This is a genomic window from Kribbella sp. NBC_00709 (genome assembly GCF_036226565.1).
Lineage (GTDB): Bacteria > Actinomycetota > Actinomycetes > Propionibacteriales > Kribbellaceae > Kribbella.
In genome coordinates this window covers 1039425-1051830 of record NZ_CP108996.1, presented here as the reverse complement: position 1 = coordinate 1051830, position 12406 = coordinate 1039425, and the positions used below count along the sequence as shown (strand labels likewise).

The window sequence follows — 12406 nt, the reverse complement described above, 5'->3', positions numbered from 1 at the left end:
GGGATGTGGACTCCGCGAGGGGTGGGTTGGGTTGTGCGGGAACATGGATGAGGGACGGATGGTTGAAAACCATCAGATCCCGTCCGACGTCTTCCTGAGGAGCCGACAACGTGTCGTCACTGCCACCGCTGGTCGAACCGGCCGACGAGCTCACGATCGACGAGGTGCGGCGCTATTCGCGGCACCTGATCATCCCCGAGGTCGGGATGGCCGGGCAGAAGCGGCTGAAGAACGCCAAGGTGCTGGTGATCGGCGCCGGCGGCCTCGGCAGCCCCGCGCTGCTGTACCTGGCCGCGGCCGGTGTCGGCACCCTCGGCATCGTCGAGTTCGACACCGTCGACGAGTCCAACCTGCAGCGCCAGATCATCCACGGCCAGTCCGACGTGGGCAAGTCCAAGGCCCAGTCGGCCAAGGAGTCCATCCTCGAGGCCAACCCGTACACGAACGTCGTCCTGCACGAGACCCGGCTGGACAACGACAACGTGTTCGAGATCTTCGAGCAGTACGACCTGATCGTCGACGGCACCGACAACTTCGCCACCCGGTACCTGGTGAACGACGCCGCGGTGCTGCTCGGCAAGCCGTACGTCTGGGGCTCGATCTTCCGCTTCGACGGCCAGATCAGCGTGTTCTGGGCCGAGCACGGCCCGTGCTACCGCTGCCTGTACCCGGAGCCGCCACCCCCCGGCATGGTCCCGTCCTGCGCCGAAGGCGGCGTCCTCGGCGTGCTCTGCGCGTCGGTCGGCGCGGCCCAGGTGACCGAGGCGATCAAGCTGCTCACCGGGATCGGCGACCCGTCGCTCGGCCGGCTGAACATCTACGAGGCGCTCGACCTGAACTGGCGCAGCCTGAAGGTCCGCAAGGACCCGAACTGCGCGATCTGCGGCGAGAACCCGACCGTCACCGAGCTGATCGACTACGAGAGCTTCTGCGGCGCGATCACCGAGGAGGCGGCCGACGCGGCCGTCGGCTCGACGATCTCGGTCAAGCAGCTCAGCGAGTGGATCAAGCTCAAGGACAACGGCGAGAAGGACTTCGTCCTGATCGACGTCCGCGAGCCGAACGAGTACGAGATCAACCGGATCCCGGGCTCGGTGCTGATCCCGAAGGCCGACTTCCAGACCGGTGTCGCGCTGGAGAAGCTGCCGCAGGACAAGCAGCTGGTCTTCCACTGCAAGTCCGGCGTCCGCTCGGCCGAGGTGCTCGCGATCGCCAAGGGCGCGGGCTTCGCCGACGCGGTCCACGTCGGCGGCGGCGTGGTCGCTTGGGTCGACCAGATCGACCCGAGCCAGCCCTCGTACTAGTCCTTCGTCCTAGAACGGCATCCGGCAGGACGCGACCGCCTCAGCGGCGACGGGATCACCCGAAACCGCTGGGGCGTCGTCGCGCCCGGACAACGTCCGCATGTAGCCGACGGCGTCCACCGCGGCGAGACCTACCGGCGCACCCCTCCCGAGCTGATAGGTCCCACCTCCCTGCCCGGTGAGCTGCACCTCGACCGCGGGCCGTTCGCCCCAGAACGGTCCGTCGATCACGTCGTACATCACCTGAGCGACGATCTCCTCGGCGTACGGTCCGGCGTCGAAGGGCCGGCCGAGCGCCTGGCACACGTCGTCGCGGTGCATCCACAGGTCCCGCGCCAGCAGAATGTCCTGGATGTAGCCGAGGTCGAGCCGCTCGAACCCGGGGATGCCCTCGAGCTTGACCGTCATCCGCCGGAACAGCTCCGGGCTACTGCTGATGCGCCGCGTCGCCTTCGCCCAGCGCCGGTCGAACAACGCCCGCAGCTCGGCCGGCGGCGTACCGCGGTGGTCGTCGGCCTGGATCATCATGTGCGCGTCGAGCAGCACGTTGTCCGGATACTTCCGCTTCGCCTTGAAGTCCCGCAACGGGAACGACCACGGCCGGAGCACGTCCTCGGCCTGCCCGATCAGGTGGCCGGTGACGTCCGCGACATCCCACTCGTCGCAGACGGTACGGCGGCGCCACTCGTCCCCCTCGATCGACGCGAGCACCTCGTGCCACGCCTGGAGCTCCGCGTCGCGATGCACCCGGCACCGCGGCCGGTCGGCCCGCCCGATCTTCTCCGCCAGTACTGCCGTCATTTCTTCCCCCTGTGTGGTGCGTAGTGCTGATAGAACATCTCGAGTACGACGGGCAGCAGCCGGCTGAACCGTCCTTCTTCGAAGGTCGCGTCGGGCTCGTTCGCCATCTGCTGCGAGAGCACTCCGGACGTGACCGACGTGAACAGCGCGACTCCTTCTTCGCTCGCCGCGTCCGGATGCAAGCGGCCGGCGTCCACTCCCGCCTGAAGGTGCCGCTGGAGCTCGGCCAGCGCTTCCTGTGCCGGCACGAACGCCGCCGGGCTCGGCTCGAAGCCGGGGACCGTGCGCCAGAACAACAGCTGCGAGTAGACCGGGTTCTGCATGCTCCACCGGGCGAACGCGGTCGTGCCGATCAGGTGCAGCTCCACGACGTCGTCGGTGGTCGCGGCCGCGACGGCCTCCTGCTGCGCGGCCAGGAACAACTCGGACCCGCGCTGGAACAATGCGTCGTAGATCGCCATCTTCGACGGGAAGTACTGGTAGAGCGACGGCGGCTGCATGCCCAGCCGGCGGGCGACCGCGGACAGGCTCAGCGCCGCGACGCCCTCGACCTCCATCAGCTCGATGGCGACGTCGAGGATCTCCCCGATCGTCTCCTGACGACGGCGGGTCCGACGGTCCGGCGCAGTAGTGCTCATACATTGAGGAAAACCTAAGACCATTAGGGAAGTCAATACCTCATAGATTTAAGGATCTTGTCCCCCGTCCCACGTACTGTCGACATATGTGCAGAAACATCACCACGCTCCGGGGACTCGAGCCGTCCGCGACCTCTGAGGAGATCTACGCGGCGGCGCTGCAGTACGTGCGGAAGGTGACCGGCGTCGGCTCGCTGAGTGCGACCACGCGCGGCCCGATCGAGCGCGCGGCCATCGAGGTCGCGAAGATCACCGAACAACTGCTGGAGGAGATGCCGGCCCGCCGGACCCCGCCGCAGACGGTCCCACCACTGCGGCGACCCGAGGTCCGGGCGCGCCTCGGTCTCGACTAAGAGCCTTCCGCCATGGGGGAGGGGGCTCGTCCGGAGCGCCGGCACCAGGGGGTGGTGTTCGGTCTGATCGTGGCCGGTGTGCTGCTGTCACTGACCAGTGCGAACGCCGAGACCGAATTGTCCCGTCGTCGGCATGCGGCGTGTGACGGCGCGCTACCGCTACCGACGAGTGCGTTCGTGCTCAGCTTCATCGGAGTAGCCGTCGGGGCGGTCGCGTTGTACCTCCTGCTGCGCTGGTTCGGGCGCAGCCGGCAGACGATCGTGCTGATCCTGTTCTGGACCGCGGTCGCCGCTGTCGTGTCCGAGGTCTTCACCCTGGTGACGGTGTTCCAGCAGAGCCGTCCGATCTCGTCTCTCTGCATCGGCTAGTTGGTAGTGTCGCAACCGGGAAACGGTTACCTCTAGGGAGGGCTGTATGCGGTTCGCGATCAAGACCAGGCCGGAACACACCACCTGGCAGCAGATGCGGGACGTGTGGGTCGCGGCGGACGAGTTCGAGATCTTCGAGTCCGCCTGGCACTGGGATCACTTCTACCCGCTCAGCGGTGACATGCAGGGCCCGAACCTGGAGGCCTGGACCACGCTGGCCGCGCTGGCGCAGGCGACGTCGCGGATCCGGCTCGGCTGCCAGGTGACCGGGATGATCTACCGGCACCCCGCCGTACTGGCGAACATGGCGGCGACCACCGACATCATCAGCAACGGGCGGCTCGAGCTCGGCATCGGCGCCGGGTGGAACGAGATGGAGACCGCGGCGTACGGCATCGACCTCTACCCGTTGAAGGAGCGCTTCGACCGGTTCGACGAGGGCACCGAGGCGATGATCGCGCTGCTCACCGAGAAGGTCGCGAACTTCGACGGCAAGTACATCAAGCTCACCGAGGCGTACTGCAACCCGAAGCCGGTGCAGACACCGCACCCGCCGATCACCATCGGCGGTAAAGGCCCGAAGCGGACCCTCCGCGCAGTCGCCAGGTGGGCCCAGCAGTGGAACGTGATCGTCCCGAACCCCGAGGAGTGGAAGTCCCTCAAGGACGTCCTGGTCCAGCGCTGTGAAGAGGTCGGCCGCGACGTCGACGAGATCACCTGCTCGGTCAACGTCCGCATCGACCCGGACAGCCCGCTGGACAAGGCGGTCGCCGAGGCTGCGGCGTACGGCGAGGCCGGTGTCGACCTGGTCATCATGAACCTCCCGCTGGATGCGGGGCCGTCGGTCCTGGAGCCACTCGCGAAGGCGCTCGCGCCACTGGCCTAGATTTGCCCCGTGGACAGGGAGGAGTACGTCGAGGCGGTGCTGCGCGCGGTCGAGTCGATCCCGGAGGGCAGCGTCGCGACGTACGGCGACATCGCGGAGTACGTCGGACAGGGCGGGCCGCGTCAGGTCGGCGCGATCATGCGTGAGTACGGCGCGAGCGTGCCGTGGTGGCGGGTGATCCGCGCGTCCGGCGTGCCGGCGGACGAGGTCGGCGACGAGCAACTCCACCGGCTGCGGTCGGACGGAGTGCGGATCACCAACGGGCGCGTGAACCTCCGCGACGCCCGTTGGGATCCACAGGACTGATCCTTACTCGCCGTTCAGCGGCGTTCCCGCCTGCGAGGTGCGCAGGAAGTACACCGGGTCGTTGTACGTGCCCGGGACCTTGCCCAGGCTCTGGATGACGGTCGCCGTACCGTTGGCGTGACCAACGGCATAGAGGTACGCCGATCCGCTGTCCCGGTCGATCGCGGCGAGCAGGGTGCCCTGGGTGCCGCACTTCTCCGCGACGATCGCCTCGAAGCCCTGCCAGGTCGACGACCGGACGACCTTCACGACCGGCGTCAACGGTGAGCTGGTCGGGATGTGGATCGTGTACAGCGCGCCGGCCTTGGTGGTGGCCAGGAAGGTGTCGTACGTCGACGTCGTGCTGATCAACGTCATCGCCTTCACGGCCGAGAACCCGGCGAACGTGCCGAGCGGGTGGAACCCTTGGTCGTCGCGCTTCCAGCGCACCAGGGTGCCGTCGTCGCGCATCGCGTAGAAGTACTGCCGGGTCGGCGCGTCACCCTTCGGGTACGCCGCCCGCGCGATCGAGGTGTACGCGTTCATGTCCGTCATCGCCAGCCCGCGTCCCCACCAGGGCCCGCCCGGCACGTTGTTGATCACGGTGCTGTACAGCGTGTCGCCGTACAGGGCGTAGCCGCTGTCGGAGCTGCCGCCCTCGGGCTCGGGCTTGAACTCCCAGGTCGCGCTGGCCCTCGTCTCGCCGGCTTCGGCGATCTTCGGACCGACCCGGCGTTCGGTCGCGGCTGGCGGGCTCGCGGCGGACACCACCTGGTCGACATAGTTGCCGTCCGCGGTGATCGAGCCGAGATCCAGCGAGCAGATCGACTGGATCTTCGGGTTGGCCGTCTTCGGTCCGGCCGCGGTGGCAGTGGCGGCGCCGAAGCCCGCCATCAGAACAGCCGCCCCCAGGAGGGCGGCCGTGCGTCGCATCGTCCTCATTCGGTGCTCCTCGTAGTTGGTGTTGTTTCCGAGGAACTCGATGCACCCCGGACGCGGAAAGTTATGAACCGGCTACGTCGTCGTTGTCCGGTTTCCGGCTATCGCGATGGGGCCCGGGGTGCCACCGCACGGATTGTCGGTGGGGTCTGTTGAGATGGGGCGGTGGTCAGCAGACAGGGATCCCGGTATCGGTTGGTCCGGGAACAGCGGCGGAGCGCCGACGCGCCTGTCCTCGATGCCGACCAGCAAGCCGTGGTGGATCACCGGGGCGGACCGCTGCTCGTGCTCGCCGGACCGGGCACCGGGAAGACGACGACGTTGGTCGAGGCTGTTGTCGACCGGGTGCGCAATCGCGGGCTGAAGCCGGACGAGGTGCTCGTGCTGACGTTCGGGCGGAAGGCGGCGACCGAGCTTCGGGATCGCGTCACCGGCCGGCTCGGGCGGACGACGCGCGTGATGCCGTCGATGACGTTCCACTCTTTCTGCTACGCGCTGCTTCGACGGTTCACACCGGCCGACGCGTTCGACGTACCGCTGCGGTTGCCGTCCGGGCCGGAGCAGTCGTTGCGGTTGAGCGAGGCGTTGTCCGGCAGTCGTGAGGTCGGCGCGGTGCACTGGCCGGGCAGTCTGCATCCGGCGTTGAAGACGCGCGGGTTCACCGACGAGGTGCAGGCGGTGATCGGCAAGGCACGGCAGCTCGGCCTCGACCCGGAGGACCTGTCCGAGATCGGGCGGTCGGCGGAGCGGGCCGAGTGGGTCGCGGTCGGCGACTTCTTCGAGGAGTACCTGCAGGTGCTCGACGCCGAGCAGGTGCTGGACTACTCCGAGCTCATCCACCGCGCGGTGATCCTGGCCCAGCAGCCGTCGGTGCAGGCCAAGCTGCGGGCCGAGTTCAAAGCGGTCTTCGTCGACGAGTACCAGGACACCGATCCGGGGCAGACCAAGCTGTTGCAGGCGATCGCGGGCGACGGGCGGGACCTGGTCGTCGTCGGCGATCCGGACCAGTCGATCTACACGTTCCGCGGGGCCGAGGTGCGGGGCCTGCTCCGTTTCACCGACGAGTTCCGGACGCTCGACGGCGCGCCGGCCGCGCAGATCGCGTTGGGTACGACGCGACGCTTCGGGACGACGCTGCAGCGGGTGTCCCGCAATGTCGTCAACCGGCTCGGCGTGCCGGGGACGCTCGACCGGGAGACGTTCGAGCGGTTCCGCAATCCGGATGCCTCGTCGTGTGTGTTCGGTCCGGGCAAGGTCGAGGCGAACCTCTACTCCACCAGTGGCGCCGAGCTCGAGCACATCGCGGACCTGCTCCGGCGGGCGCATGTGCAGGACGGCATCGGCTGGCACGAGATGGCGGTGCTGGTCCGGTCCGGCAGCCGTTCGATCCCGCCGCTGCGACGTGCGCTGGCGGCAGCCGGGATCCCGGTGGATGTCGCGGGCGACGAGTTGCCGCTGTCGCGCGAGCCCGCCGTACGGCCGATGCTGCTGGCTTTGCGGGCGGTGGCCGATCCGGAGACCTTGACGGTTGACGTCGTACGGGCGCTTGCGCTGTCGCCACTGGGGGCGATGGATGCGGGGCAACTGCGGCGGCTGGCGCGTGTACTGCGGCGACGGGACCGGGATGCCGCGGGTGGTCAGCGGCTGCCACGCGCGTCGGACGAGCTGCTGCGGGACGCGCTGATGAATCCGCTGCTGCTCGACGAGGAGGCATCGCCGGCCGAGGCACGGTTCGCGGCGCTGGGCGAGAGGTTGCTCAAGGCAAGGAATATCGTGACCGCGGGCGCGGCGCCGGACGAGGTGATGTGGTCGCTGTGGTCCGAGTCGCCGTGGCTGCGCCGGTTGCGCGGACAGGCTGGGTCGGGCGGTGAGACCGCCCGGACCGCGAACCGGGACCTGGATTCCTTGTGCGCCCTGTTCGACGCGGCCGGGCGGGCGGAGGAACAGGTCGGATTCAAGGGCGTCTCGGCGTTCCTGTCGGAGCTGGAGTCGCTGGACATCGCGGCGGACAACCGGTTCGACGGGACGTACCGCGAGGCCGGCGTGCAGCTGATGACGGCGCACCGGTCGAAGGGGCTGCAGTGGCGGCTGGTCGTCGTCGCGTCGGTGCAGGAGGGGCAGTGGCCGGACCTGCGGCGGCGCGGCTCGCTGCTGGAGCCGGACCGGTTGGGGACCGACGGGCTGATCGATCCGTTGTCGGCGGGCGCGTTGCTCGCCGAGGAGAGACGGTTGTTCTACGTCGCGATCACCCGGGCCCGGGAGCGATTGATCGTGACGGCGGTGCAGGCGCCGGAGGCCGACGGCGACCAGCCGTCCCGATTCCTTGCCGAGCTCGATATTCCTTTGAAACTGGTCGCGGGACGACCGCGGCGGCCGTTGTCGTTGCCCGGCCTGGTCGCGGATCTCCGATGTGTGCTCGCGGATCCAGGGTCGTCGCCGGCGTTGAAGCGAGTGGCCGCGGATCGGCTGGCGCAGTTGGCCGATGCGGCGGACGACCGCGAGTATCCGTTGGTGCCGACGGCCGATCCTTCGCGGTGGTGGGGTGTGCGGGAGCGGACGCAGTCGGTGCGGCCGATCGCGGATCCCGAGCTGCCGGTGCCGTTGTCCGGGAGTGCGCTGACGACGATCGTGGACTGTCCGCTGCGATGGTTCCTGACCCGGCGGGCCGGTGGCGAGACGCCGAGTACGTCAGCGATCGGCTTCGGGATGGTGCTGCACACATTGGCCGATGCGGTGGCGACCGGCACGCTGCCGCCGTCCATCGACGAGCTCAACGGGTGGCTGGACAAGGTGTGGACGCAGCTCGACTTCGAGTCGGCGTGGATCTCGGACCGGGAGCGGGTCGAGGCGGAACAGGCGTTGCGGCGGTTCGTCGCGTGGCACCAGGGGCGGCCGGACCGGACGCTGGTGGGGACCGAGGTGGACTTCGACGTGCTGCTGCCGGACGAGGACAAGCCGGCGGTCCGCGTGAAGGGGCGGATGGACCGGGTCGAGAAGGATCCGGAGGGGACGGTCCGGGTCGTCGACCTGAAGACCGGCCGGACGATCCCGACCAAGCCGGCGCTGGCGCGGCATGTCCAGCTCGCGATCTACCAACGGGCGATCAACTCTCGCCAGTTGAAGAAGCTCGGCGAGGACGCGGTGGCTGGTGGCGCCGAGCTCGTCCAGCTGCGCCACGACGACAACGGCGGCTTCCCGAAAGTGCAGCACCAAGGCCCGTTGGAGGCTGACGACGACGGCCGCACCTGGCTCGACGAAGCCGTCGACGACGCCGAGTCGATGATCCGCACCGAGCAGTTCACCGCCCAACGCAACGACGGCTGCACCCGCTGCGAAGCCCGAGCCCTCTGCCCGATCCAGCCAGAGGGTCGGGAGATCGTCTGATGCCTGCGCCCAGCACCCCACACCACCCAACCTCGCCCACCCCCCGCCCCCCATCCACCACCCACCAACATCCCCGCCCCACCACCCACTGGCGGGGGCCTGAGACACCATCTGGGGGCTGGAGACCTGAAATAACCTGTCGCGGGTCCCGAGTTCCTGTCTCGGGTCGCCAGTTCTTGTCTCAGGTCCCCGGAGTGGGCGTGGCGGAGAGGAGGGCTGCTGATGACTGTGCGGCTCAGTTCGACTGCTGACCTGTGTGACCTGCTCGGGATCCCGTTCTCGGATCAGCAGTTGGCGGCGATCACGGCGCCGCTCGCGCCCGGCGTGATCGTCGCGGGTGCCGGGTCCGGGAAGACGACGGCCATGGCTGCGCGCGTGGTGTGGCTGATCTGCACGGGGCAGGTGAAGCCGGAGGAGGTTCTCGGGCTGACGTTCACGAAGAAGGCTGCCAACGAGCTCGATGTGCGGATCCGTGACGACCTGACGAAGGCCGGCGTCCTCGGATCGACGTTGCCGAAGGATGTGCATCCATTGCTGGCGGCGCATCTGCGGAGCAACATCCCCAACTGGGAGCCCGAGGAGCCGGGAGAGCCGGTTGTCTCGACGTACCACGCGTTTGCCGGCACGTTGATCGCCGAGCACGGGCTCCGGCTCGGCCTCGAGCCGGACTCGCGGGTGCTTGCCGACGCGACGCGCTTCCAGCTGGCAGGTCGGGTCGTACGGCGGTCTGCTGGGCCGATCCGGTTCGCGTCGCACCATGTGCCGACACTCGTGAACAGTCTGCTGTCGCTGGACGGCGAGCTTGCGGATCACCTGCTCCGCGCCGAGGACATCCGCGACCATGACGACGCCGTACGGCAGGAGGTCGCGGCTGTTCGGAAGCAGACGGTGGAGGTTCGCAAGCTCGCTGAGACCGCGTTGAAGCGCGGTGAGATCCTGCAGCTCGTCGAGGAGTACCAGGCCTACAAGGCAGAGCGCGGTGTGGTCGACTTCGCCGATCAGATGGCGCTCGGTGCGCGGCTCGCGGAGGAGTGCCCGGAGGTCGCGGCCGTCGAGCGCGCGCGGTACAAGGTGGTGCTGCTGGACGAGTATCAGGACACCTCGGTCTCGCAGCGCCGCATGCTGACCGCGCTCTTTGCCGCGGGTGACGGGCGTGGGCATCCGGTCACCGCAGTCGGCGATCCCTGCCAGGCGATCTACGGCTGGCGCGGTGCATCGGTCGCGAACCTCGACGAGTTCCCTGCGCACTTCCCGCAGTCGGACGGGTCGCCGGCCCAGCGGTATGTGCTGAGCGTCAACCGCCGCTGCGGCAGCCGCATACTCGCGGCCGCCAACCAGCACGCCGCCGAGCTCTACGAGCAGCATCCCGGCGTGATCCCGCTCGAGGCTCCGGACGACGCTCCGGAGGGTGCGATCACCGTCGGCCTCTTCGAGACGCGCTCGCAGGAGATCGAGTGGGTCGCCGACGCGATCGTCGCCGCGCACCGCACGACCAACCGCCGCTGGAAGGACATCGGCATCCTGATGCGGACGAACGTCGACCTCAGCGCGGTCCACGAAGCATTGATCACGCGCAAGGTCCCGGTCGAGGTCGTCGGTCTCGGCGGGCTGCTCGCGCTCCCGGAAGTCGTCGATGTCGTCGCCACCCTGCAGGCCGTCAACGACCTGACCGCGAACGCCGCGATGCTCCGCATCCTGACTGGCCCGCGTTACCGGATCGGCCACCGCGACCTCGCGCTGCTGGCCAACCGCGCCCGCGCGCTCGCCGACGCGGGCGACCGCCCGGCCGCCGACGACCTGGTCGCCGCCCTGGACGCGGCCGTCGCCGGGATGGACTCGACCGAGGTCATCTCCCTCGCCGAAGCGGTCGACGATCCGGGCCGGTCGGAGTACGCACCGGAGGCGTTGATCCGCTTCAAGGAACTCTCGACCGAGCTCCGCGAACTGCGCGCGCATGCAAGCGAGCCGCTGCTCGATCTGGTCCGCCGCGTGATCAGCACGATCGGCCTGGACGTCGAGCTGACCGCAACGCCTGACCACGTCGACGCCGGCCGCCGTGACCACCTCGCCGCATTTTTGGATGCCGTGGGCAACTTCGTCTCGACCGAGTCGGACGGTTCACTCGACGGCCTGCTCGCATACCTGGCCGCCGAGGAGGAGTACGCCGCGGGCCTCGACCTCGCCGTACCGAGCGAGGCGGACTCCGTGAAGCTGCTGACTACGCACCGGTCCAAGGGACTGGAGTGGCCGGTCGTGTTCGTGCCGACCCTGGTCTCGAAGGTGTTTCCGTCGGATCGCGGCCGGGACAAGTGGACGACGAATGCCAAGGTGCTGCCGTGGCCGCTGCGCGGTGACGCCGACACCCTGCCGGATATCCACGACTTGTCGAACGCCGGGCTGAAGGCGTTCGCCGACGAGTGCAAGGAGGTGAACGCGCTGGAGGAGCGGCGGCTCGGGTACGTCGCTTTCACCCGCGCTAAGGAGTTGCTGGTCGCGACCGGCCACTGGTGGGGTCCGACCCAGAAGCGCCCGCGCGGCCCGTCGTCGTACCTCTCGGTGCTGAAGAAGCACGCCGGGGAGCGGGTGATCGAGTGGGCGGAGCAGCCGGAGCTGACCGCGGAGAACCCGGAGCTCGCGGAGCAGACGCAGGCGCCGTGGCCGACGGCGTACGACCTGGAGTCGTACCAGCGCCGGCTCGACGCGGCGGCCCTGGTGCAGCTGTCGCGCGCGGAGGGCCCGTCGATCGAGGCCGAGGAGTCGTTGCTGCTCGACGAGCAGGCGACGGTCGCACGGTGGGACTCGGAGCTCGAGCGGTTGTTGTCCGAGGCAAGGGAAAGCAGGAGCCGCAAGGCGTATGACGTGACGCTGCCGGCCGCACTGTCCGCGACCCAGGTGATGCGGCTGGCGAAGGACCCGGACGGCCTGGCCGCCGAGCTGGCCCGCCCCATGCCCCGCAAACCCAACCGGGCGGCGCGGTTCGGCACCCGCTTCCACGCCTGGGTGGAGACCTACTTCGGACAGCAGCTCCTGCTCGACCCGGACGATCTCCCCGGTGCCGCGGACGAGGACATCGTCGACGACACCGACCTCACCGACCTGATGGACGCGTTCCGCGACGGCCCGTTCGGCGAAACCACACCGTACGAGATCGAAGCCCCGTTCGCGCTGGCCATCGACGGACGCGTGATCCGCGGCCGCATCGACGCCGTCTACCAGGTCGTTCGCGAGGACGGCTCCCGCGGCTACGACGTCATCGACTGGAAAACGCACCGCTCCGAAACCGCCGACCCACTCCAGCTAGCCATCTACCGGGTCGCCTGGTCCGAGCTGCTCAACATCCCCCTGTCCCAGATCACCGCCGCCTTCTACTACGTCCGCACCGGCGACATCGTCCGCCCGGAAAACCTCCCGGACAAGGCGGAGCTCGTGAGTCTGCTCAACGGATGA

Annotated in this window: 10 protein-coding genes; 7 read left to right on the top strand and 3 right to left on the bottom strand. The window is 68.8% G+C overall.

Annotated features, from left to right (window positions below; genetic code table 11):
- Nucleotides 1–110: 110 nt before the first annotated feature.
- Entirely contained in the window at nt 111–1304 is a 1194-nt protein-coding gene (gene moeZ / locus OHA18_RS04990; RefSeq protein ID WP_329002467.1) for an adenylyltransferase/sulfurtransferase MoeZ, read from the top strand.
- 9 nt (nt 1305–1313) lie between these two features.
- Here moeZ and OHA18_RS04985 read toward each other — a convergent pair whose 3' ends face one another.
- On the bottom strand, nt 1314–2105 hold the full coding sequence (locus OHA18_RS04985) for a maleylpyruvate isomerase family mycothiol-dependent enzyme (RefSeq protein ID WP_329002466.1): 792 nt from the start codon (nt 2103–2105) through the stop codon (nt 1314–1316).
- Nucleotides 2102–2743, bottom strand: coding sequence for a TetR/AcrR family transcriptional regulator (locus OHA18_RS04980; protein ID WP_329002464.1), 642 nt, complete (start codon nt 2741–2743; stop codon nt 2102–2104). Before OHA18_RS04980 ends, OHA18_RS04985 begins: the two co-directional genes overlap by 4 nt.
- A gap of 86 nt (nt 2744–2829) precedes the next feature.
- Between OHA18_RS04980 and OHA18_RS04975 the strand changes: the two genes are divergently transcribed.
- From OHA18_RS04975 to OHA18_RS04960, 4 genes are read left to right on the top strand one after another with little or no spacing between them, the layout of a single operon-like run.
- A complete protein-coding gene (locus tag OHA18_RS04975; RefSeq protein ID WP_329002463.1) occupies nt 2830–3096 on the top strand; it encodes a DUF2277 domain-containing protein in 267 nt (88 codons plus the stop codon).
- 12 nt (nt 3097–3108) lie between these two features.
- On the top strand, nt 3109–3465 hold the full coding sequence (locus OHA18_RS04970) for a hypothetical protein (protein WP_329002462.1): 357 nt from the start codon (nt 3109–3111) through the stop codon (nt 3463–3465).
- A 46-nt stretch (nt 3466–3511) separates the two neighbouring features.
- Entirely contained in the window at nt 3512–4351 is an 840-nt protein-coding gene (locus OHA18_RS04965; RefSeq protein WP_329002461.1) for an LLM class F420-dependent oxidoreductase, read from the top strand.
- Between the two features lie 9 nt (nt 4352–4360).
- Nucleotides 4361–4657 carry an MGMT family protein gene (locus OHA18_RS04960; protein WP_329002460.1) on the top strand — a complete coding sequence of 99 codons (297 nt, stop codon included), beginning with the start codon at nt 4361–4363 and terminating at the stop codon, nt 4655–4657.
- Nucleotides 4658–4660: 3 nt separating this feature from the next.
- Here OHA18_RS04960 and OHA18_RS04955 read toward each other — a convergent pair whose 3' ends face one another.
- Nucleotides 4661–5578 (bottom strand): hypothetical protein, encoded by a 918-nt coding sequence (locus OHA18_RS04955; protein ID WP_329002459.1) that lies wholly within the window; start codon nt 5576–5578, stop codon nt 4661–4663.
- A 162-nt stretch (nt 5579–5740) separates the two neighbouring features.
- On the opposite strand from OHA18_RS04955, the gene OHA18_RS04950 reads away from it, so the two are divergent.
- On the top strand, nt 5741–8959 hold the full coding sequence (locus tag OHA18_RS04950) for an ATP-dependent helicase (protein WP_329002458.1): 3219 nt from the start codon (nt 5741–5743) through the stop codon (nt 8957–8959).
- A gap of 222 nt (nt 8960–9181) precedes the next feature.
- On the top strand, nt 9182–12406 hold the full coding sequence (locus tag OHA18_RS04945; RefSeq protein WP_329002457.1) for an ATP-dependent DNA helicase: 3225 nt from the start codon (nt 9182–9184) through the stop codon (nt 12404–12406).